The following is a 20,520-nucleotide window of genomic DNA, read 5'->3' on the forward strand; positions in this document are numbered from 1 at the left end:
GAGTTGACAGTTTTTTCACCGATCCTTCACGGACACAGGATAGCGCCCACTCGATAATGCCCAATCTTTTTTGCGCCCTGGAGTCGTCATGCACGAACGTACCCGCCCTCGCCCGATCAATCTCTGGCTGTACCTGGGCATTCCTCTGGTGACGGCAGTGGCTTTGATCCTGCTTGAGCTGACCTCGGTCGACATGGACGTGGCCAACCTGTTCTTCGACCCGGCTGCCGGGCAATTCATCGGCCGGCACAGCTATTTGCTGGAGAACGTACTGCATGATGGGGTCAAGCAGGTGGTGATCCTGCTGGGGCTGCTGGCCTTGCTGACCTTTGCCGTGAGTTTCTTCTGGAAGCGTTTGTTCGGTTGGCGCCGGGAGCTGGGTTGCCTGGTGTTGGCGCTGGGCTTGTCCACAGCGTTTGTGACACCGCTGAAGAAGGTCACCCATGTGCAGTGCCCCTGGAGCCTGAGCCAGTTCGGCGGCAAGGAAACCTACAGCAAGCTGCTGGAGGCACGCCCCGCCACCGACAAGCCGGGGCTGTGCTGGCCGGGCGGGCATGCTGCGACCGGCTTCTGCTTGTTCGCGTTGTTCTTTGCACTGCGTGATCGACGTCCGCGCCTGGCACGGGTGGCGTTGGGGGTGGCGCTGGTCGCCGGTTCGGTGCTGTCGGTCGGGCGGATGATGCAAGGGGCGCACTTCTTGTCGCACAACGTGTGGACGGCGGTGTTCTGCTGGTTGATCGGGTTGGGGTCGTATTACCTGGTTTTGTACCGGCGCGGGCGGCTTGAGGCGCCTGCTGTAGAGGCCAGTGTTGCCTGAGTGAGGGGCCGCTGCGCGGCCCATTCGCAGCACAAGGCTGCTCCCACAAAAAGCAACCTGCAAGAGCAGCCTCGCGCTGCGAATGGGCTGCAAAGCAGCCCCAATGCTCACACAATGCTGCGTGGCACCTGTAGGAGCAGCCTTGCGCTGCGAATGGGCTGCAAAGCAGCCCCAATGCTCACCACCGAAGCACAAAAAAAGCCCCGGCTCTCGCGAGCCGGGGCTTTTTTATGACGCTAGGGGTAAGGCTGGCTTACATCATGCCGCCCATGCCACCCATGCCGCCCATGTCTGGCATGCCGCCGCCAGCTGGAGCGTCGCTCGGAGCATCAGCAATCATGGCTTCGGTGGTGATCATCAGACCGCCAATCGAAGCAGCAGCTTGCAGTGCCGAACGGGTCACTTTAGCTGGGTCCAGGATGCCCATCTCGATCATGTCGCCGTATTCGCCGGTAGCAGCGTTGTAACCGAAGTTACCCGAACCCTGCTTGACCTTGTCGGCCACAACGCTTGGCTCGTCGCCGGCGTTGGCAGTGATCTGACGCAGCGGGGCTTCAACAGCGCGACGCAGCAGTGCGATACCGACGTTCTGGTCTTCGTTGTCGCCTTTCAGGTCAACGATCGCGTTCAGGGCGCGAACCAGGGCAACACCACCGCCAGGCACCACGCCTTCTTCAACGGCTGCACGGGTAGCGTGCAGGGCGTCTTCAACGCGGGCTTTCTTCTCTTTCATTTCGACTTCGGTGCCAGCACCGACCTTGATCACGGCAACACCGCCAGCCAGTTTGGCCAGACGCTCTTGCAGCTTCTCACGGTCGTAGTCCGAGGAAGTCTCTTCGATCTGGGCACGGATCTGCTTGACGCGTGCTTCGATGTCACCGTCGACGCCAGCGCCGTCGATGATGGTGGTGTTTTCCTTGGACAGGATGACGCGCTTGGCGTTACCCAGGTGCTCAATGGTAGCGGTTTCCAGGGACAGGCCGATCTCTTCGGAGATAACGGTACCGCCGGTCAGGACCGCGATGTCCTGCAGCATGGCCTTGCGGCGGTCGCCGAAGCCAGGTGCCTTGACCGCAGCAACCTTGACGATGCCGCGCATGTTGTTGACGACCAGGGTAGCCAGCGCTTCGCCTTCAACGTCTTCAGCAACGATCAGCAGTGGGCGGCCGGCCTTGGCAACGGCTTCCAGCACTGGCAGCAGCTCACGGATGTTGGAGATCTTCTTGTCGACCAGCAGCAGCAGCGCGCCTTCCAGCTCGGCAACCATGGTGTCCGGCTTGTTGACGAAGTACGGCGACAGGTAGCCACGGTCGAACTGCATGCCTTCTACGACAGACAGTTCGTTTTCCAGGCCCGAGCCTTCTTCAACGGTGATCACGCCTTCTTTACCGACTTTTTCCATGGCTTCGGCGATGATTTCACCGATGGAGTTGTCGGAGTTGGCGGAGATGGTGCCTACCTGAGCGATGGCCTTGGAGTCGGCGCATGGCTTGGACAGGTTTTTCAGCTCGGCGACGACAGCGGCGGTGGCCTTGTCGATACCGCGCTTCAGGTCCATCGGGTTCATGCCGGCAGCGACGGCTTTCAGGCCTTCGTTGACGATGGCTTGAGCCAGAACGGTAGCGGTGGTGGTGCCGTCACCGGCTGCATCGTTGGCCTTGGAAGCGACTTCCTTGACCAGCTGGGCGCCCATGTTTTCGAAGGCGTCTTTCAGCTCGATTTCTTTGGCAACGGAAACGCCGTCCTTGGTGATGGTCGGTGCGCCGAAGCTCTTGGCCAGGACCACGTTGCGGCCTTTCGGGCCCAGGGTCGCTTTTACTGCGTCAGCCAGAACGTTGACACCAACCAGCATTTTTTTACGGGCGGAATCGCCGAATTTTACGTCTTTAGCAGCCATGATCGTTTAATCCTTGGAATTCTTTGGAATAACGGGAAATCGGGGAAATCAGCCTTCGATAACGGCGAGAATTTCGTTCTCGGCCATTACCAGCAGGTCTTCGCCGTCGACTTTCACGGTGTTGCTGCCCGAGTAAGGGCCGAAAACCACTTTGTCACCCACTTTCACGGCCAGCGCGCGTACTTCGCCATTTTCCAGGATGCGGCCGGTGCCAACGGCGACAACTTCGCCGCGGTTTGGTTTTTCAGCGGCCGAACCCGGCAGGACGATACCGCCAGCGGTTTTCGATTCTTCTTCGCTGCGACGGATGACTACGCGGTCATGCAGAGGACGAAGCTTCATTGTCGATCTCTCCCAAATTGTGGTTTTCATCGGCCGGTATCGACACCGGCGGGTTGATGCGGTCCGGCGTTGCCGGGGGTGGCCCGCGCGGGGCGAACCACCTGAGTTATGTCTGGTGTCGCCACCAGAAACCTTGCGGTGACCCATACATGAGGCCGCCATAGGCAATTACAAGGCTTGATACGGAAAATTTTTAATCAGCGCTGAACGGAAAAAGAACAGGGGCCGCGATGCGGCCCCTGAATGTCACTTGTCGCGGCGCTCGTACTCGCCCTCGATCACGTTGGGGCGGTGGCCGGCATCACGCGGCGGCTGCGCCTGGAACGGATCATCCTGAAACGCACGCTGGCGCATGGCCTGCTCTTCGGCACGCTGGCGCATCTTGCGCGCAGCCAGGTGACGGGTGAACGGCAGCAGGCAGATCAGGCCCAGCACGTCGCTGATAAAACCTGGCAGCAGCAGCAAGCCGCCCCCCACCGCCAGCATCATCCCCTGGAACATGTCCTCAGCGGGCAGTTCGCCGCGCTGCAGGCTTTCACGGGCACGCAGTGCGGTGGCCAGCCCGGCCACGCGCATCACCAGCACACCCAGTGCCGAACCGGCGATGATCAGCAGCAGCGCCGGGAAAAACCCGATGGCCGCACTGACCTTGACGAAGACGAACAGCTCCAGCACAGGAAACAGCAGAAGCAACAGTAGAAAAGCACGCATCAAAGATTCCTCGACGGAAGAGACCTTCCAATAAGACCTCAGATGGATGCGACCGCTCCCAATTTCAACCCTCGACTTCAGCAGCAACCGGCCACTGGTCGGCGCGTGCCAGTAAAACCAACGCTTCGCGAACTTGTGTCGGCGTATTGCAAAGGCGTGGGAACGGCAGCCAGTAGATGCCCTGACCAATACGCAGGTGCATGCCTTCGCTGTCGACACCGACCATCAGCGCAGGGGCTGTGCGTGGCAGGTCGGTCAGTTCGACGTAATGGGCGATGGCATTGGCGTGATCGCTGTTCATGTGTTCGATCATGCTCGCCTCGGCCTTGCCCGCGAACGGGTTGGCCAGGGTTACATGGTCAAGCCAGTGAATGGCGCCAAAGCCGCCGATGTAGCGGTGGCGCACGGGCTGCAGCACCCAGAAGTCGAAATCGTGAGCCTTGTGGTAATTGGCCGCGTCGGGGAAGTACCGGTAGTAGCGCTCGGCAGCGGCCTCGATGGCGGCTTCATCCACCAGCTTGTGTGCTTCGGCCATCACCGTCAGGCGGCCGACCGCCTGCACATCCTCGGCTTCACGCTCACCGACCAGCAGCGAGCACTTAGGGTCTTTTTGCAGGTTATGGGTGTGCTGGGCGATGCGGCTGATGAGGATCAGCGGGTTGCCCTGTGCATCCAGGCAATACGGCACGACGGAACCAAACGGGAAGCCGGGCATGGACTTGGAATGGGTCGAGAGCACGCCGCGGTATTCCTTGAGCAGCAGTTCCCGGGCGGGGCGGATGGCTTTGTTACTCACGAAGGGCGCTCCTGGCGGCGGACTGGATGGGTGACAAGATAAGCATTATCACCCGCCGCTGCCACTGTAGGCGCGTTACCAGGTCACGCCAAAGCCTGCCGTGTAGCGGGTCTTGTCCAGGTCGCTGTCACGCGTGCCGCTGATGATGTCCTTCTCGGCCTTGAGGTTGAGCGAGGCCCATTCGGTGACTTTGTAGCGCAGGCCAACCTCGGCATCCAGCGAGTAGTCGGCCACGTTGCCCAGCGGCTTGGCGACTTCGCCATTGGTGAACAGCTGCACGTTCTTGCCGATCAGGTAGCGGGTGTAGTCCCACTTGACTGCCGCTGCATAGAAGTTGTCCTTGGCGCCGTCCTGGTACTCGAAATCGGTACGGTTGATCAGCGAGCCCAGCGAGAACGCGCCCAGCTCGTCGTCCCAGAACTGGTAGCCCGGGCCTGTACCCACGGTGCGCTGGCGAGCCAGGTCCTCGATGTGGTCGCGCTTGTATTCCATGCGCCCCTGCCAGAACCACTTCTCGGTAATGAAGCGGTCGAGGGCGTACTCGGCACTCCAGTTATCGGTGGTGGTGACGTCGTCCTTGCTCTCGCGGTTGTATTCGCCCTCGGCGTTGTGCCGCCAGCGGCCATGACGTGCTGTGGTCTTGAAGCCTACGTCATAGTCGTCGGTGTCGTTCTCGGCACGCTTGTAGTCCAGGGCAACATCGACGTTGCCTTTCCAGACCAGGTCTTCGACCACCGGCTTGGGCTTCATGATCTGTTCGATGCTGGCCAGGTCGACGGTCTTGGGCGCCTCGCCATTGGCCAGGGTGACCTTGCCGTCTTCGGCGGCCTTCAGCGATTTGGCCCGCTCACCGCTGTAGGCGTCCTGCTTGACCAGCAGTTCCTGGTCGCTTTCCAGGGTCTTGACGGCTTTCCAGTCCAGCGCGATAGACCCACCATAAGGGGTCTCCAGCAGCAGCTTGCCACCGTCGAAGACTTTGATCTTGCCAGTGAGACGGTCACCGTTTTTCATCCACACGGTGTCGGCAACCGCAGGCGCGGCGCACAGGGAAGCAGCTAGCAGGCACAACAAGGATCTAGAATACATAAGCGGACTACGGGTTCGATTCGACGAAAAAAGCCGGGCATTATCCAGATACCGACAACCAGAGCAAGGACAGACCGGGAGCCTGCGATTGAGTTCAACACTCATTTACCGTCACCATTGGTCCGGTTTCATCCACAGGCCACGGGGGCACTGATGTCCGAGGCATACGCGCACACATTGGAAACGCCAGAGGCCCGACGAACGGCCCTGTATTCGGTACTCGGGCAAGTGCCCGAAGGCAAGGTGGTCAGCTACGGCCAGCTTGCCGAGCTGGCGGGCCTTGGCCGCGCGGCACGTTGGGTTGGGCGTACCCTCGGGCAGCTACCACCCGACACTCGCCTGCCCTGGCATCGGGTACTGGGCGCTGGCGGGCGGCTGAGCCTGGCTTTAGGCACGCCCTCTGGCGACGAACAACGGGCACGGCTGCGCGCAGAAGGCGTAAATGTGACCAATAATCGTGTGGATATGACGCGCCATGGCTGGCGCCCGATGGAGCACAGCGGTTAGAGTGCGCGCTTTGTATTCGCAAACTTGAGGCAGATGTTGGCCCATGCCCCGTAAAACCTGGCGCGCTGCGCTCGCTGCCTATGCCAGCCCGTCAACCCTGGTACTTCTGCTGCTCGGCTTTGCCGCCGGCCTGCCCTACATGCTGGTGTTCTCGACCCTTTCGGTATGGCTGCGCGAAGCTGGCGTGGCCCGCGAGACCATTGGTTACGCGAGCCTGATCGGCCTGGCCTATGCGTTCAAATGGGTCTGGTCGCCGCTGCTCGACCAATGGCGCCTGCCCCTGCTCGGCGGCCTGGGGCGCCGCCGTTCGTGGCTGTTGCTGTCGCAGGCACTGGTGGTGATCGGGCTGGTCGGCATGAGCCTGTGCGACCCACAGCAGCACCTGTCGTGGCTGATCGCCCTGGCGGTTCTGGTTGCCTTCGCCTCGGCCACCCAAGACATCGCCGTCGATGCCTATCGCCTGGAGATTGCCGATGACCAGCGCCAGGCCGCCCTGGCTGCCAGCTACATGGCGGGTTACCGGGTAGCAGCTCTGCTGGCCACGGCCGGTGCGCTGTTCTTCGCCGAATGGTTTGGCTCCACCGGTTTCAGCTACTTGCACAAGGCCTGGGCCGGCACCTACATCATGTTCGCCCTGTTGATGCTGCCGGCGCTGTTCACCACTTTGGTCATGCGTGAACCGTCAGTGCCGCTGCGTACTCAGCTGTCGGCGGCGCGTTACGGCCTGGTGCACCAGCTGGCGTCGGTGTTCGTGTTGATCGTGCTGCTGGTGTCGGTGCCTGCCAGCTTCACCCAGCTGTTCAATACCGACTGGGCCAGCGTGTTCTTCGGTGATGCGACGCCCCTCGACCTGCTGCTCGAAGACCGCGCCTTCCTGCGCCTGATCCTGTACGCGATGCTGACTTGGGCGTGCCTGTCGACCATGGGCCGGCGTGGCCTTGCCCCGGTGCTTACCCCGGTCAACGACTTCATTGCCCGCTACCGCTGGCAAGCGCTGCTGCTGCTTGGGCTGATTGCCACCTACCGCATGTCGGACACGGTGATGGGCGTGATGGCCAACGTGTTCTACATCGACATGGGCTTCACCAAGGACCAGATCGCCAGCGTCAGCAAGATCTTCGGCCTGATCATGACCTTGGTCGGCGCCGGCGTCGGCGGCCTGTTGATCGTGCGCTTCGGCATCATGCCGATCCTGTTCATCGGTGGCGCGGCCTCGGCGGCGACCAACATCCTGTTCCTGATGCTGGCCGACATGGGCCCGAACCTGGACATGCTGGTGGTCACCATCTCGCTGGACAACTTCAGCTCCGGCATGGCCACCTCGGCGTTCGTCGCCTACCTGTCGAGCCTGACCAACCTGAAGTTCTCGGCCACCCAGTACGCGCTGCTGAGCTCGATCATGCTGTTGCTGCCACGGCTGATTGGCGGCTATTCGGGGGTTATGGTGGAGAAGTTCGGTTACCACGACTTCTTCCTGATCACCGCCCTGCTGGGCGTGCCGACGTTGATTCTGATCGCCCTGCAGTGGCGTCAGGAGGCCGGGCGCGGCAAGCCCGTGCCCGAGGAGAACCCAGCGGCCGAACGGCCCTGAACCCCTCTATTTACATGTTTCACTGTAGGAGCAGCCTTGTGCTGCGAAGAGGCCGGTAACAGCAGCGAAGATTCACTGTTCTGTCACCGGCCTCTTCGCAGCACAAGGCTGCTCCTACAGGAATTGCGCATGGCCGGCGCCGGCAAGCTACTGAGCCACCGCCCCTTCCCCAGGCCGGCCACCCACCACGAACCACAACGGCCAGAGCGCCAGCGCACCCGCCACGCTGGCTGCCAAGGCAAAGTGCAGCAGGCTGGCACCTGCCCCGATCATCGCCAGCAGTGCCCCACCCAGGCCCAGCAAGGCGATGGTGATCATCCCCAGCATGGCCGAGACCAGCCCCTTGCTCTGCTCGCTGGAGAACAGCGTCATGCGGTACAGCACGGCGTTGGCCACACCCAACCCCAGCGCGTACAGCGACATGCCAGCGACCACGCTGGTCACCGTCGGCCAGTACCAAGTCGCCAGCACCATCAACGACAGGCCTGCCAGGTAGGGCCACAGTGCGCCACGCACCAGGGCTGGCAGCGGATAACGGTCGGCAATGCGGTTGATGATCAGGTTGCCCATGATCAGCCCGCCGAACACCGGCAATTGCCACAAGGCATATTCCATCGTACTCAGCCCCTCATCATGGATGAGCAGCACAGGCGACAGGCCAATCCAGCCAATCAAAGGCAAGCCGACCAGGCCAAGGGCTGCGCTGCCGGCGACAAACCGCCGGTTGGCCAGCAACTGACCGTAGCCGGACAACAGTGGCAGCAGGTGAATTGGGGTGAACGGCAGCCGCGAACCATCGCGCCGCTCCACACCGAGCGTTTCCGGCATCAAGCGGTACAGCAGCACCCAGGCCAGCACCGCGCCGATGGCAAAGGCCACGAACAGCCAACGCCAGTCCAGCCATTGCAGCAGCAAGGTCCCCACCAGCGGGCCGAGCAGCGGCGACAGCAGGGCAATGTTGGCCAGCAGGGCCATCATGCGCACCGCGTCCGCTTCGCTGAAGGCCTCGTTCAGGGCCGGGTAGCTGACCGTGACCACAAAGCCCAGGCCGATGCCCTGCAACAGGCGCAGCAAGTTGAACAAGCCGATGTCATGAACCCAGAAGGTCGCCAGGCACGCCACGCCAAAGAACACACACCCCCCCAACAGCAGCGGGCGACGGCCATAGCGGTCGGCCAGGGGGCCGATCAGCCACTGCAGGACCACGCCACCGAGCAGGTACAGGTTCAGGGCATGGGGGATGTATTCGGGGCTGGCGTTCAGATCGCCGACCACCACCGGCATGGCCGGCATGACCGCGTCGCTGGCCAGGTAAGTGAGCAACTCGAACAGGGCCAGGGTGAGGCCAAACAGCAAGGCTCGGAGGGGGGTGATGTACAGCAGTGGTTTCATGGTGAGCTTCGGGTAGAGGCAGGTGGGGTTAGGCTATATGCCAGAAGTGGCGGGGTTTAGCTGTGAACAAGTGTAATGAGGTGGAAAAAACCGGGGCCGCTGCGCGCCCCATCGCCGGCAAGCCGGCTCCCACACAGTTAGATGACAACCTGAACCTGTGGGAGCCGGCTTGCCGGCGATGGGGCGCACAGCGGCCCCGGCTTATTTGAACAGCAGTGTTACTGGGTAGCCGTCTCCTGCACCACACGAATCACTCGCTGCGGAAACGGAATATCGATGCCCTCGGCCTTCAACCGGTCACGGGCATGCTCGTTGAGCATGAACATCACATCCCAATAGTCGGACGTCTTGGTCCAGATACGCAGCGACACGGTGATCGAACTGTCGCCCAGCGTCGAAATCACCGCCTGCGGTGCCGGGTCGGCCAGCACACGCGGGTCCTGCGCCAGTTCCAGCAGCACGTTGCGCGCCTTTTGCAGGTCGGCCTCATAATCCACGCCCACGTCGAACACCACTTTGCGGGTCGGCTGGCGGTTGGTGTTGGTGATGATGCCGTTGGACAGGCTGCCGTTAGGCATGATCACCGTCTTGTTGTCACCGGTGCGCAGCACGGTGTGGAAGATCTGGATGCTGTCCACGGTGCCGCTGACACCCTGCGCTTCGATCCAATCGCCAATGCGGAACGGGCGGAACATCAAGATCAACACACCGCCGGCAAAGTTCGCCAGGCTACCCTGCAACGCCAGGCCAATGGCCAGGCCGGCAGCACCGATAGCCGCAACGAAGGAGGTGGTCTCGATGCCGATCATCGACGCCACGCTGACGAACAGCAGGATCTTCAGGATGATATTGGCCAGGGTGCTGATGAACCCCTGCAATGCCAGGTCGGCATTGCGCAGGCCGACCAGCTTGCCCAAGCGCGCGCTGACCTTGTTGATGACCCACCAGCCGATGGCCAGGGTCAGCAACGCCAGGCACACGCGGCTGCCGTACTCCATGATCAACGGGACCCAGGCTTGGGATTGGCGGACCAGCTGATCGACTTCAGCGTTCAAATCCATGTTCATCTCCTGATGCCGAACGGCATGTGCACGGTAAAACTGGCCGCGGGCATTTCCGCGGCCACGGCCCCCATGGACATCATTACGCCATCGAGGTTCCTGGTGACGCTTCGATCAATCGCGGAAGTTGTTGAACTGCAGCGGCATGTCGAATTCCTTGGCGCGCAGGGCAGCGATAGCCTCTTGCAGGTCGTCACGCTTCTTGCCGGTGACACGCACCTGCTCACCCTGGATGGAAGCCTGGACCTTGAGCTTGGCATCCTTGATGTGGGCGACGATCTTCTTCGCCAGCTCTTTGTCGATGCCTTCGCGGAATTTGGCTTCCTGTTTCATTTCTTTGCCGGACGCATAGGCATCCTTGGTTTCCAAGCATTTGACATCGATCTTGCGCTTGACCAGCGCACCGCGCAGGATCTCGATCATCGCCTCGAGCTGGAATTCGGCCTCGGCGGTCAGCAGCACGGTCTGTTCCTTGTCCTTGAACTCGAAGCTGCCCTTGCCCTTGAGGTCAAAACGGCGATCGAGTTCCTTGACGGCGTTGTCTACAGCGTTCTGCACTTCGTGCTTGTCCAGTTCCGATACCACGTCGAACGAAGGCATGGGTAATCTCCAAAAATAAAAGCGCGCTCGGCCTGAAGATGGAGCACGCTGAGTTAGATGGTTAAAATGCGGGCTCATTATAACGGGTTGCGAAACGCATATGAGCAGCACCTGGCATATTCTCGGCGCGGGTAGCCTGGGCAGCCTGTGGGCTTGCCGCCTGGCGCGCGCCGGCAAGGCGGTACGTTTGATCCTGCGCGACGAGCAGCGGCTGCAGGCCTATCAGCGTGTGGGCGGCCTGACCTTGTTCGAGCAGGACACCTCCAGGCATTACGCGATCCCCGCCGAAACGGCCGACGCCCATGGCCCTATTCACCGCCTGCTGGTGGCCTGCAAGGCGTACGACGCAGCGCCGGCCATCAAGCGCCTGGCACCGCGGCTCGCCGAAGGCGCAGAGCTGGTGCTGCTGCAAAACGGCCTGGGCAGCCAGGACGAGGTCGCCGACCAGGTGCCCCATGCCCGTTGCATCTTCGCCTCCAGCACCGAAGGGGCGTTCCGCGAGGGCGATTGGCAGGTGCGCTTCGCCGGCCACGGCTTCAACTGGCTGGGTGACCCACTCAAACCCGGGATCCCGGCGTGGTTCGATGACCTGCACGACGCCGGTATCCCGGCCGAATGGACCGTGGATATCCTCACCCGGCTGTGGCGCAAGCTGGCGCTCAATTGCGCGATCAACCCGCTGACCGTGCTGCATGAGTGTCGTAATGGCGGCCTGCTGGAGCACTTGGCCGAAGTGACCGCCCTGTGCGACGAACTGGCAGAGCTGCTGCGCCGCTGTGGCCAACCCCAGGCTGCCGAGGACCTGGACGAAGAAGTGCAACGGGTGATCCTCGCCACCGCCGCCAACTACTCTTCCATGTACCAGGACGTGCGCGCAGGCCGACGTACCGAGGTCCATTACCTGCTCGGCCATGTGTGCCGCGCCGCCGAGCGGCATGGCGTGGCGTTGCCGGAACTGGAACGCCTGCACCAGCGACTGGTCGATAACCTGCAGGCACGCGGCTTGCCCAGCGCCTGACGCTGGCCCTTTCAACCGGATACGGACACTGCCTTGCCCATGACCCTGCGCCAACGCCTGGAAAACCTCCCGGTCGGGCAAAAGCTGCTGGCGGCCCTGCTGGTGCTGCTGGTGACCATTCTGCTGGTGGCCAACCTGACCTTCATCAGCGCCGCCTACTGGATCACCCAGGAGAGCATGGCGCCCCAGGCGCTGCAGACCATCGGCCGGCTGATCGCCAACCCGCAGCTGTCAGCGCGTGCCGGCGACAGCGCAGACAGCGCCAATGCCCTGCTCAAGGAGCTGGACAGCTACATGCCACTGCGCGCCGCCGCCGTCTACGGCGGTGACGGCCGCATGCTGGCGCAGCTGCAGCACGGCGAACCGCTGGCGTTGCCCAAGCGATTTCGCAACATCGACGGCTGGCGCCTGATGGAATTTCGCAGCACGCAGTTGATTCGCATCCCCCGCGAAGCCGACCCACCTGCCCACCTGCTGCTGGTGGCCAGCAGCGAACTGCCGACCGCCTTCTACACCGGCACGCTCAGTGCCAGCCTCGGTATCCTGGTGTTCAGCATCCTGCTGTGGATCGTCGTTGCGCGGCAGATCAAGCGCCTGATCACCCAGCCGATCAACCAGCTCGAAGAGCTCAGCCGCCAGGTCACCCGCGAAGAAAGCTACGCCCTGCGTGCCCGCCGCGGCAACGATGACGAAATCGGCAGCCTGGCCGAGGCCTTCAACACCATGCTCTCGCGCATCGAGGCCCGCGAGCAGCAGCTCAAGCGCACCCGCGACGAATTCCAGACCGCCTATGACCAGGCCCAGGGCCTGGCCGAAGAAACCCGCCACACCAACCGCAAGCTGGAGCTGGAAGTCCAGGTGCGCAGCAAGATCGAGAAAAAACTCACAGGCTTCCAGAACTACCTCAACAGCATCATCGACTCCATGCCCTCGGCGCTGATCGCCCTCGACGAGCAGCTCTACGTCACCCAGTGGAACCACGAGGCCACGGTGCTCTCCGGAACGCCCCTGGACGAGGCGCTGAACCAGCCGATCTTCATCGCCTTCGAGCCGCTCAAACCGTTTTTACCGCAGCTCAAGGAAACCGTAGAGAAACACCGAGTGGCGAAAATCGAGCGGGTGACCTGGCCCAAGGGCGAGGACCTGCGCCACTACGCCCTGACGTTCTATCCGCTGATGGGCGGCGGCGGCCGCGGCGTGGTGATCCGCATCGACGACATTACCCAGCGCCTGTCGCTGGAAGAAATGATGGTGCAATCGGAAAAGATGCTCTCGGTGGGCGGGCTGGCTGCGGGCATGGCGCACGAGATCAACAACCCGCTGGGGGCGATCCTGCATAACGTGCAGAATATCCGTCGGCGCCTGTCCCCGGAGTTGCCGCGCAACCAGGAGCAGGCCGAAGAGCTGGGCATCGACCTGCCCACCGTCAACCGTTACCTCGAAAGCCGCGAAGTGCCGCAACTGCTCGACGGTATTCAACAGGCCGGCGCCAGGGCGGCCAAGATAGTCACCCACATGCTTAGTTTCAGCCGCCGCAGCAACCGCCAGTTGGCACCTTGCGACCTGCCAGCGCTGATCGACCAGGCTGTGGAAATCGCCAGCAACGACTTCGACCTGACCATTGGCTTTGACTTCAAGGGCCAGGCCATTGTCCGCCAGTTCGACCCAAACCTTGGGCCAGTGCCTTGCACCGCCAACGAGCTGGAACAAGTGCTGCTCAACCTGCTGAAAAATGCCGCCCAGGCCATCCACCTGCGCCCGCAACCCAGCGAGCCCGGGCGCATCACCCTGCGCACCCGGCTCAACCCACCCTGGGCCGAGATCCAGGTCGAGGACAACGGCGTGGGCATGCCTGAAGCGGTGCGCAAGCGCACCTTCGAGCCGTTCTTCACCACCAAGGAGATCGGCCAGGGCACAGGGCTTGGCCTTTCGGTTTCGTATTTCATCATCACCAACAACCACAAGGGGCAGATGGAGGTGCAGTCCACGCCCGGCCAGGGTACCTGCTTCACCTTGCGCCTGCCCCTCGGCCAGCCGGCAGCGACGGCACCAAACACCACGGAGGCATGACATGGGCTACCGCCTGTCGAAGATCTACACCCGCACTGGCGACAAAGGCGAAACCGGCCTGGGCGACGGCCGCCGGGTGCCCAAGGACCACCCGCGTATCGAAGCCATCGGTGAGGTGGATAGCCTCAACAGCCAGTTAGGGGTGCTGCTCGCCGGCCTGGCTGAGCAGGGGCTGGACGAAGTGAGCGATGTGCTTGCGCCCTGTCAGCACCGCTTGTTCGACCTCGGTGGCGAGCTGGCAATGCCCAGTTACCAGGCGTTGAACCTGGCCGAGGTAGAGCGGTTGGAAGCGGCAATCGACGTGTGGAACGAAGAGCTGGGGCCTTTGAAGAATTTCATTTTGCCCAGTGGTTCGGCGTTGGTGGCGCAGACGCATGTGTGCCGGTGCCTGGCGCGCAGTGCGGAGCGGCGGTGTCAGCAACTGAATGCGCTGGAGCCGTTGGAGGGTGCTGGGTTGGCGTATATCAACCGGCTGTCGGATCTGTTGTTTGTGGCAGCGCGGATCATTGGGCGGCGGCAGGGGGTTGCCGAGGTGTTGTGGCAGCCTGCTGAGAAGCCTCAGGGCTGAGCGTGCTGGGGCTGCTACGCAGCCCATTCGGGGGCAAGCCCGCTCCTACCGGGCCCTCACAAGGTCTGAGCCTGCGCAGTTACCTGTGGGAGTGGACTTGCCCGCGAATGGGCCGCGCCGCGGCCCCAATCACAAGCGACTCAGACCTCAGGCCAGAACGCCCGGATCCCGGCCACACCCTGCGCGCCCGCTTCCCAGGCCCGCTCACGATCACCCGGCCCTACCCCACCCAGCAAGAACACTGGCCGGCTGAAACCTGCAATCGCCCGCTGCGCCGCTTGCCACCCCAAAGGCACCGCCTCAGGATGCGTCTGGGTCGCCTGCACCGGCGACAAGGTGACAAAATCGACCCCCATCTGCTCTGCCAATGCCAACTCTTCAGCACTGTGGCAGGACGCCGCCAGCCAGCGGTGCTCAGGAAACGGCCGCCCCTTGGCCGCATACTTGCGCAACTGCGCGGCTGTCAGGTGCCAACCGGCCGACGGGAAGTCGCCCAGCCACTCCAGCGGCCCTTTGAGCATCAATTGGGCCTTGCCACCGCACAGGCCGACTGCATCCACCGCCACATCGCGATACTTGGGGTCGTACATGTCCGGCGCTCGCAGCTGGATCAGCCGGGTACCGTTGGCCACGGCCTTCTGGATGCCCTTGAGCATCTGCGGCACTTCCAGGCCCTCCGGCGTGATCAGGTACTGATCCGGCAGCCGTGCAGCGGCAACAATCGGCCTGTTGGCGGCAGGGAAGTCGTACTGCGCGAGGTCGCGCGGTGCTACCCACTCCAAAGGCTGGCCCTCGGCGCCATGGGGTTCACCCGTGAACGCTTCGACAACGCGAACGTCCAGCAGCACCTGTTTGTCCGGGTAGTCATGGCTGACCTTGATCAGCGCCCGCGACCGGGTCACGTCGATACCCAGTTCCTCGCGCAGTTCACGGGCCAGCGCCGCTTCGACGCTTTCGCCCTCTTCCACCTTGCCACCCGGGAACTCCCAAAGGCCGCCCTGGTGCTGGGTATCTGCCCGCCGCGCAATCAGAATGCGGCCATCGGCACCGCGGATTACCGCTGCCGCTACATGAATGCGTTTCACCCTTCGCGCTCCGCCAGGCCAGCCTGCTGCCAGGCTTTGAATGCCGGCCACTGGTAAATAGTCTCGATGTAAGCCGCCGCCTCTGCCGGGACTTCGACGCGGTAGCTGCGCAAGCGCACGGCCACCGGGGCGAAGTAGGCATCCACCAGGGTCGGCTTGCCGAACAGGAACGGGCCCGTGTCCTTGGCGACCAGGCGGCATTCGGACCACAGCGCGACGATACGGTCGATGTCGATCTGCACCTCCAGCGGCACAGACTCAAGGGCCTGGTCACGGGACAGATCGAACGGCATCGCCCCGCGCAAGGCGAAGAAGCCGCTGTGCATCTGCGCGCAGGCCGAACGGGCTTGGGCACGGGCGGCCACGTCGGCAGGCCAGAGCTGCGCTTCGGGGTGGCGTTCGTTGAGGTATTCGGCGATGGCCAGGGAGTCGGCGATCACGCCATGCTCGGTCTTGAGCAGCGGCACTTTGCCGGTGGCAGAGTAGGCGAGCAGGCGCTGACGGGTGTCGGGCTGGTTGAGTTTGACCAGGGTTTCTTCGTAGGGGACGCCGGCCAGTTCGAGGGCCAGGGCGCCGCGTAGCGACCAGGAAGAATACAGCTTGTCGCCGATGATCAGGTGATAGCTCATGGTTCGGCTCCATTTGTCGGGGTTTTGCGGCTGCTTCGCAGCCCTTCGCGGCACAAGGCCGCTCCTACAGGTACAGCGCAGACCGGTGTAGGAGCGGCCTTGTGCCGCGAAGGGCCGCAAAGCGGCCCCAATTGAATCAGGTGCGGTATTCGGCGTTGATCTTCACGTACTCGTGGGACAGGTCGGTGGTCCAGATGGTTTCGCTGCACGCACCACGGCCCAGTTCGATGCGGATGGTGATCTCTTCCTGGGCCATGACCGCAGAGCCTTGCGCTTCGGTGTAGCTCGGGCTGCGCCCGCCTTGGCTGGCAATGCAGACGTTGTCCAGGTACACATCGATCAGGCTGACATCCAGCTCCGGCACGCCCGCACGGCCGACGGCGGCCAGGATGCGGCCCCAGTTGGGGTCAGAGGCGAACAGCGCGGTCTTGATCAGCGGCGAGTGAGCGACGGCGTAACCGACGTCCAGGCATTCCTGGTGGTTACCACCTCCGTTGACCTGCACCGTGACGAACTTGGTGGCGCCTTCGCCATCACGGACGATGGCCTGGGCCACCTCCATGCACACGTCGAACACCGCCTTTTTCAGGGCTTCGAACAGCGCACCGCTGGCTTCGGTGACTTCTGGCAGGTTGGCCTTGCCGGTGGCGATCAGCATGCAGCAGTCGTTGGTCGAGGTGTCGCCGTCGATGGTGATGCGGTTGAACGACTTGTTGGCGCCGTCGAGCATCAGGTCCTTGAGCACCTTGGGTGCGACCTTGGCGTCAGTGGCGATGTAGCCGAGCATGGTGGCCATGTTCGGGCGGATCATGCCGGCGCCTTTGCTGATGCCGGTCACGGTCACGGTCACGCCATCGTGCTGGAACTGGCGGCTGGCACCCTTGGGCAGGGTGTCGGTGGTCATGATGCCCGTGGCGGCTTCAGCCCAGTTGTTTTCCGACAGGTTGTCCAGGGCAGCCTGCAGGGCGCCTTCGATCTTCTCGACCGGCAGCGGCTCGCCGATTACGCCAGTGGAGAACGGCAGTACCGACTCGGCCGGCACGCCGGTCAGCTCGGCGAGTTTGGCGCAGGTGCGCTCGGCAGCGGCCAGGCCCGGTGCACCGGTACCGGCGTTGGCGTTGCCGGTGTTGGTCAGCAGGTAACGCACAGTGCCCTGAACACGCTGCTTGGAGAGGATCACCGGTGCTGCGCAGAAGGCGTTGAGGGTGAACACGCCAGCAACGCTGGAGCCTTCGGCACAGCGCATGACCACCACATCCTTGCGCCCAGGGCGCTTGATGCCGGCAGAAGCGATGCCGAGTTCAAAACCCGGAACCGGGTGCAGGGTGGGCAAAGGACCAAGACCAACAGCCATTAGAGCGCTCCTAGAAAAACGGTGAAATGATGATGGAAGAGCGGGGCCGCTTCGCGACCCATTCGCGGCACAAGGCCGCTCCCACAGGGCAAGCGCAGCCTTCTGAGCCGGTGCGGTCCCTGTGGGAGCGGCCTTGTGCCGCGAATGGGCCGCACAGCGGCCCCGTTTGTCACGTTACTGCGACTGGCTCAGATCACTCGATCTGCCCGTGGCAATGCTTGAACTTCTTGCCCGAACCGCACCAGCATGGCTCGTTGCGGCCCAGCTTCTGGTCGTTGCGCACCGGCGCTGCGGCCACGGCCACTTCGGCGCCCTCCTCGTTCAGCGCTTCGCTTTCAAGGCCTGGCGCGGCAGCATGCTGGAACTGCATGCGGCTGGCCAGCTCTTCGGCCTCGCGGCGCAGGCGGGCTTCCTCTTCGATCGGGTCTTCGCGGCGCACCTGAACGTGCGACAGCACGCGGATGGTGTCGCGCTTGATCGACTCGAGCAGCTCCTGGAACAAGGTGAACGACTCGCGCTTGTACTCCTGCTTCGGGTTCTTCTGCGCATAACCGCGCAGGTGAATACCGTGGCGCAGGTGGTCCATGGTCGACAGGTGGTCTTTCCACAGGTCGTCCAGCACGCGCAGCAGAATCTGCTTCTCGAAGGTGCGCAGGGCGTCGATGCCGGCCTGGTCTTCCTTCTCGGTGTAGGCGCTGGTGATCTCGCTCAGCAGCTTCTCGCGCAGGGTCTCTTCGTAGAGGTGGTCGTCCTCGTCGAGCCATTGCTGGATCGGCAGCTTCATGGCGAAATCGCTCGACAGCGAGGCTTCCAGGCCGGCCACGTCCCACTGCTCGGGCAGCGATTGCGGCGGAATGTGCTGGCTGATGGTAGCGTCCAGCACTTCCTTGCGGAACTCGGCAATGGTGTCGCCAATGTTCTCGGCCGCCAGCAGGCTGTTGCGCATGTGGTAGATCACCTTGCGCTGCTCGTTGGCCACGTCATCGTATTCGAGCAACTGCTTGCGGATGTCGAAGTTGCGCCCTTCGACCTTGCGCTGGGCTTTTTCGATGGCGTTGGTGACCATGCGATGCTCGATCGCCTCGCCAGACTGCATGCCGAGTGCCTTCATGAAGTTCTTCACCCGGTCAGAGGCGAAGATGCGCATCAGGCTGTCTTCGAGCGACAGGTAGAAGCGGCTGGAGCCCGGGTCACCCTGACGGCCGGAACGACCACGCAGCTGGTTGTCGATACGGCGCGATTCGTGACGCTCGGAAGCGATCACGTGCAGGCCACCCGACTCGATCACCTGCTGGTGACGCTTCTGCCAGTCGGCCTTGATCTGGGCGATCTGCTCAGGGGTCGGGTTGTCCAGGACGGCCACTTCGGCCTCCCAGTTACCGCCCAGCAGAATGTCGGTACCACGGCCGGCCATGTTGGTGGCGATGGTCAACGCGCCTGGCGCACCGGCCTGGGCGATGATCTCGGCTTCCTTCTCGTGGTACTTGGCGTTGAGGACCTTGTGCTCGATGCCTTCCTTCAGCAGAAGGTTGGACATGTGCTCGGAGGTCTCGATGGTGGCGGTACCCACCAGCACCGGACGGCCCTGGGTCATGCTCTCTTTGATGTCGGCAATGATCGCGGCGTATTTCTCGTCGGCGGTCAGGTACACCAGGTCGTTGAAGTCCTTACGCGCCAGCGGCTTGTTCGGCGGGATCACCATCACGTTCAGGCCGTAGATCGACTGGAACTCGAACGCTTCGGTGTCGGCGGTACCGGTCATGCCGGACAGCTTGGTGTAAAGACGGAAGTAGTTCTGGAAGGTGGTCGACGCCAGGGTCTGGCTCTCGGCCTGAATGTTCAGGTTCTCTTTGGCCTCGATGGCCTGGTGCAGGCCTTCGGACAGGCGACGGCCAGGCATGGTACGGCCGGTGTGCTCGTCGATCAGCAGGACTTGGCCGTCCTGGACGATGTACTCGACGTTGCGGTGGAACAGTTTGTGCGCGCGCAGGCCGGCGTAGACGTGGGTCAGCAGGCCCAGGTTGTGCGCCGAGTAGAGGCTCTCGCCTTCGGCCAGCAGGCCAGCCTGGGTGAGCATCTCTTCGATGAACTGGTGACCGGCTTCGTTGAGTTCGACCTGGCGGCTCTTCTCATCGATGGTGAAGTGGCCTTCCTGGGTGACCTGGCCTTCGACTTCTTCGATGTGCTGGGTCAGGCGCGGGATCAGGCGGTTGATCTCGATGTACAGCTTGGAGCTGTCCTCGGCCTGGCCAGAGATGATCAGCGGGGTACGGGCTTCGTCGATGAGGATCGAGTCGACTTCGTCGATCACCGAGAAGTTGAGTTCACGCTGGAACTTCTCTTCCTGGCTGAACGCCATGTTGTCGCGCAGGTAGTCGAAACCGAATTCGTTGTTGGTGCCGTAGGTGATGTCGGAGGCGTAGGCAGCGCGCTTTTCTTCCGGCGGCTGGAAGGCCGAGACGATGCCCACGGAGAGGCCGAGGAACTCGTACAGCGGGCGCATCCAGTTGGCGTCACGGCGGGCCAGGTAGTCGTTGACGGTGACCACGTGCACGCCTTTGCCGGACAATGCGTTGAGGTAGACGGCCAGGGTACCGACCAAGGTCTTGCCTTCACCGGTGCGCATTTCTGCGATCATGCCCTCGTGCAGGGTCATGCCGCCGATCAGCTGCACGTCGAAGTGGCGCATGCCCATGACGCGCTTGCCGGCCTCACGGGCGACGGCGAAGGCTTCGGGCAGCAATTGGTCCAGTGTCTCGCCTTTGGCCAAGCGCTCCTTGAACTCTGCGGTCTTGCCCCGCAGTTGCTCATCGGAGAGGGCCACCATCTTCTCTTCGAAGGCATTGACGATAGTCACCGTCTTGAGCATGCGTTTGACTTCACGCTCATTCTTGCTTCCAAAAAGTTTCTTTAACAAAGGCGCAAACATATCGGCAGGATCTTCCACACGTAGGGATGGAGGGCGGCCCCATGAGTCGCCCGTGCAGCCCTGAGGC

18 protein-coding genes are annotated in these 20,520 nt (G+C 62.7%); 6 read left to right on the forward strand and 12 right to left on the reverse strand.

What is annotated here, in order from left to right; translation table 11 throughout:
* Positions 1 to 88: 88 nt before the first annotated feature.
* A complete protein-coding gene (locus GIB19_RS21970) occupies positions 89 to 817 on the forward strand; it encodes a phosphatase PAP2 family protein (RefSeq protein WP_274887965.1) in 729 nt (242 codons plus the stop codon).
* A gap of 253 nt (positions 818 to 1,070) precedes the next feature.
* Here the strand turns inward: GIB19_RS21970 and groL are convergent, their stop codons facing one another.
* From groL to GIB19_RS21995, 5 genes are all read right to left on the reverse strand, one after another.
* A complete protein-coding gene (gene groL / locus GIB19_RS21975) occupies positions 1,071 to 2,714 on the reverse strand; it encodes a chaperonin GroEL (protein WP_265970262.1) in 1,644 nt (547 codons plus the stop codon).
* A gap of 48 nt (positions 2,715 to 2,762) precedes the next feature.
* Complete coding sequence (locus GIB19_RS21980; RefSeq protein ID WP_012274036.1) at positions 2,763 to 3,056, reverse strand: co-chaperone GroES; 294 nt, start codon at positions 3,054 to 3,056, stop codon at positions 2,763 to 2,765.
* A gap of 246 nt (positions 3,057 to 3,302) precedes the next feature.
* On the reverse strand, positions 3,303 to 3,767 hold the full coding sequence (locus GIB19_RS21985) for an FxsA family protein (RefSeq protein WP_027594037.1): 465 nt from the start codon (positions 3,765 to 3,767) through the stop codon (positions 3,303 to 3,305).
* A gap of 64 nt (positions 3,768 to 3,831) precedes the next feature.
* Positions 3,832 to 4,563, reverse strand: a complete 732-nt coding sequence (locus GIB19_RS21990) for a HugZ family pyridoxamine 5'-phosphate oxidase (RefSeq protein WP_099430359.1) — start codon at positions 4,561 to 4,563, stop codon at positions 3,832 to 3,834.
* 75 nt (positions 4,564 to 4,638) lie between these two features.
* On the reverse strand, positions 4,639 to 5,649 hold the full coding sequence (locus tag GIB19_RS21995) for a DUF481 domain-containing protein (RefSeq protein ID WP_274887966.1): 1,011 nt from the start codon (positions 5,647 to 5,649) through the stop codon (positions 4,639 to 4,641).
* 153 nt (positions 5,650 to 5,802) lie between these two features.
* On the opposite strand from GIB19_RS21995, the gene GIB19_RS22000 reads away from it, so the two are divergent.
* Complete coding sequence (locus tag GIB19_RS22000; RefSeq protein ID WP_027594034.1) at positions 5,803 to 6,156, forward strand: MGMT family protein; 354 nt, start codon at positions 5,803 to 5,805, stop codon at positions 6,154 to 6,156.
* A 43-nt stretch (positions 6,157 to 6,199) separates the two neighbouring features.
* A complete protein-coding gene (locus GIB19_RS22005; RefSeq protein ID WP_027594033.1) occupies positions 6,200 to 7,747 on the forward strand; it encodes an AmpG family muropeptide MFS transporter in 1,548 nt (515 codons plus the stop codon).
* 147 nt (positions 7,748 to 7,894) lie between these two features.
* Here GIB19_RS22005 and GIB19_RS22010 read toward each other — a convergent pair whose 3' ends face one another.
* The 3 genes from GIB19_RS22010 to GIB19_RS22020 all read right to left on the reverse strand — a co-directional run bounded on the left by GIB19_RS22010 (position 7,895) and on the right by GIB19_RS22020 (position 10,800).
* Positions 7,895 to 9,139 carry an MFS transporter gene (locus tag GIB19_RS22010; protein WP_027594032.1) on the reverse strand — a complete coding sequence of 415 codons (1,245 nt, stop codon included), beginning with the start codon at positions 9,137 to 9,139 and terminating at the stop codon, positions 7,895 to 7,897.
* A 218-nt stretch (positions 9,140 to 9,357) separates the two neighbouring features.
* Positions 9,358 to 10,200 (reverse strand): mechanosensitive ion channel family protein, encoded by an 843-nt coding sequence (locus tag GIB19_RS22015; RefSeq protein ID WP_027594031.1) that lies wholly within the window; start codon positions 10,198 to 10,200, stop codon positions 9,358 to 9,360.
* Between the two features lie 114 nt (positions 10,201 to 10,314).
* Positions 10,315 to 10,800, reverse strand: a complete 486-nt coding sequence (locus tag GIB19_RS22020) for a YajQ family cyclic di-GMP-binding protein (RefSeq protein WP_027594030.1) — start codon at positions 10,798 to 10,800, stop codon at positions 10,315 to 10,317.
* Between the two features lie 100 nt (positions 10,801 to 10,900).
* Here GIB19_RS22020 and GIB19_RS22025 point away from each other — a divergent pair, with 100 nt between their 5' ends.
* From GIB19_RS22025 to GIB19_RS22035, 3 genes are read left to right on the forward strand one after another with little or no spacing between them, the layout of a single operon-like run.
* The gene (locus GIB19_RS22025; RefSeq protein ID WP_186677725.1) at positions 10,901 to 11,818 is read left to right on the forward strand and encodes a putative 2-dehydropantoate 2-reductase; all 918 of its coding nucleotides are present in this window, start codon (positions 10,901 to 10,903) and stop codon (positions 11,816 to 11,818) included.
* A gap of 39 nt (positions 11,819 to 11,857) precedes the next feature.
* Positions 11,858 to 13,888: an ATP-binding protein gene (locus tag GIB19_RS22030; RefSeq protein ID WP_085273638.1), complete on the forward strand. Its 2,031-nt coding sequence runs from the start codon at positions 11,858 to 11,860 to the stop codon at positions 13,886 to 13,888.
* Position 13,889: 1 nt separating this feature from the next.
* Positions 13,890 to 14,456 (forward strand): cob(I)yrinic acid a,c-diamide adenosyltransferase, encoded by a 567-nt coding sequence (locus GIB19_RS22035; RefSeq protein ID WP_274887968.1) that lies wholly within the window; start codon positions 13,890 to 13,892, stop codon positions 14,454 to 14,456.
* A 140-nt stretch (positions 14,457 to 14,596) separates the two neighbouring features.
* Here the strand turns inward: GIB19_RS22035 and GIB19_RS22040 are convergent, their stop codons facing one another.
* The 4 genes from GIB19_RS22040 to secA form a co-directional block, all read right to left on the reverse strand.
* Positions 14,597 to 15,541 carry a Nudix family hydrolase gene (locus GIB19_RS22040; RefSeq protein WP_274887969.1) on the reverse strand — a complete coding sequence of 315 codons (945 nt, stop codon included), beginning with the start codon at positions 15,539 to 15,541 and terminating at the stop codon, positions 14,597 to 14,599.
* Positions 15,538 to 16,170 carry a glutathione S-transferase family protein gene (locus GIB19_RS22045; protein ID WP_274887970.1) on the reverse strand — a complete coding sequence of 211 codons (633 nt, stop codon included), beginning with the start codon at positions 16,168 to 16,170 and terminating at the stop codon, positions 15,538 to 15,540. Before GIB19_RS22045 ends, GIB19_RS22040 begins: the two co-directional genes overlap by 4 nt.
* A 136-nt stretch (positions 16,171 to 16,306) precedes the next feature.
* On the reverse strand, positions 16,307 to 17,524 hold the full coding sequence (argJ, locus tag GIB19_RS22050) for a bifunctional glutamate N-acetyltransferase/amino-acid acetyltransferase ArgJ (RefSeq protein WP_027594024.1): 1,218 nt from the start codon (positions 17,522 to 17,524) through the stop codon (positions 16,307 to 16,309).
* A gap of 193 nt (positions 17,525 to 17,717) precedes the next feature.
* Positions 17,718 to 20,453: a preprotein translocase subunit SecA gene (gene secA, locus GIB19_RS22055; RefSeq protein ID WP_099430363.1), complete on the reverse strand. Its 2,736-nt coding sequence runs from the start codon at positions 20,451 to 20,453 to the stop codon at positions 17,718 to 17,720.
* Positions 20,454 to 20,520 lie beyond the last annotated feature (67 nt).

Source organism: Pseudomonas sp. ITEM 17296 (assembly GCF_028895205.1).
In the GTDB taxonomy this organism is placed as follows: domain Bacteria; phylum Pseudomonadota; class Gammaproteobacteria; order Pseudomonadales; family Pseudomonadaceae; genus Aquipseudomonas; species Aquipseudomonas kermanshahensis.

What these genes read in the sequence shown, in the direction of transcription:
- GIB19_RS21970 (WP_274887965.1), top strand. Translation starts at nt 89, where the DNA reads ATGCACGAACGTACCCGCCCTCGCCCGATCAATCTCTGGCTGTACCTG.
- groL (WP_265970262.1), bottom strand. Translation starts at nt 2,714, where the DNA reads ATGGCTGCTAAAGACGTAAAATTCGGCGATTCCGCCCGTAAAAAAATG.
- GIB19_RS21980 (WP_012274036.1), bottom strand. Translation starts at nt 3,056, where the DNA reads ATGAAGCTTCGTCCTCTGCATGACCGCGTAGTCATCCGTCGCAGCGAA.
- GIB19_RS21985 (WP_027594037.1), bottom strand. Translation starts at nt 3,767, where the DNA reads ATGCGTGCTTTTCTACTGTTGCTTCTGCTGTTTCCTGTGCTGGAGCTG.
- GIB19_RS21995 (WP_274887966.1), bottom strand. Translation starts at nt 5,649, where the DNA reads ATGTATTCTAGATCCTTGTTGTGCCTGCTAGCTGCTTCCCTGTGCGCC.
- GIB19_RS22000 (WP_027594034.1), top strand. Translation starts at nt 5,803, where the DNA reads ATGTCCGAGGCATACGCGCACACATTGGAAACGCCAGAGGCCCGACGA.
- GIB19_RS22005 (WP_027594033.1), top strand. Translation starts at nt 6,200, where the DNA reads ATGCCCCGTAAAACCTGGCGCGCTGCGCTCGCTGCCTATGCCAGCCCG.
- GIB19_RS22010 (WP_027594032.1), bottom strand. Translation starts at nt 9,139, where the DNA reads ATGAAACCACTGCTGTACATCACCCCCCTCCGAGCCTTGCTGTTTGGC.
- GIB19_RS22015 (WP_027594031.1), bottom strand. Translation starts at nt 10,200, where the DNA reads ATGGATTTGAACGCTGAAGTCGATCAGCTGGTCCGCCAATCCCAAGCC.
- GIB19_RS22020 (WP_027594030.1), bottom strand. Translation starts at nt 10,800, where the DNA reads ATGCCTTCGTTCGACGTGGTATCGGAACTGGACAAGCACGAAGTGCAG.
- GIB19_RS22025 (WP_186677725.1), top strand. Translation starts at nt 10,901, where the DNA reads ATGAGCAGCACCTGGCATATTCTCGGCGCGGGTAGCCTGGGCAGCCTG.
- GIB19_RS22030 (WP_085273638.1), top strand. Translation starts at nt 11,858, where the DNA reads ATGACCCTGCGCCAACGCCTGGAAAACCTCCCGGTCGGGCAAAAGCTG.
- GIB19_RS22035 (WP_274887968.1), top strand. Translation starts at nt 13,890, where the DNA reads ATGGGCTACCGCCTGTCGAAGATCTACACCCGCACTGGCGACAAAGGC.
- GIB19_RS22045 (WP_274887970.1), bottom strand. Translation starts at nt 16,170, where the DNA reads ATGAGCTATCACCTGATCATCGGCGACAAGCTGTATTCTTCCTGGTCG.
- argJ (WP_027594024.1), bottom strand. Translation starts at nt 17,524, where the DNA reads ATGGCTGTTGGTCTTGGTCCTTTGCCCACCCTGCACCCGGTTCCGGGT.
- secA (WP_099430363.1), bottom strand. Translation starts at nt 20,453, where the DNA reads ATGTTTGCGCCTTTGTTAAAGAAACTTTTTGGAAGCAAGAATGAGCGT.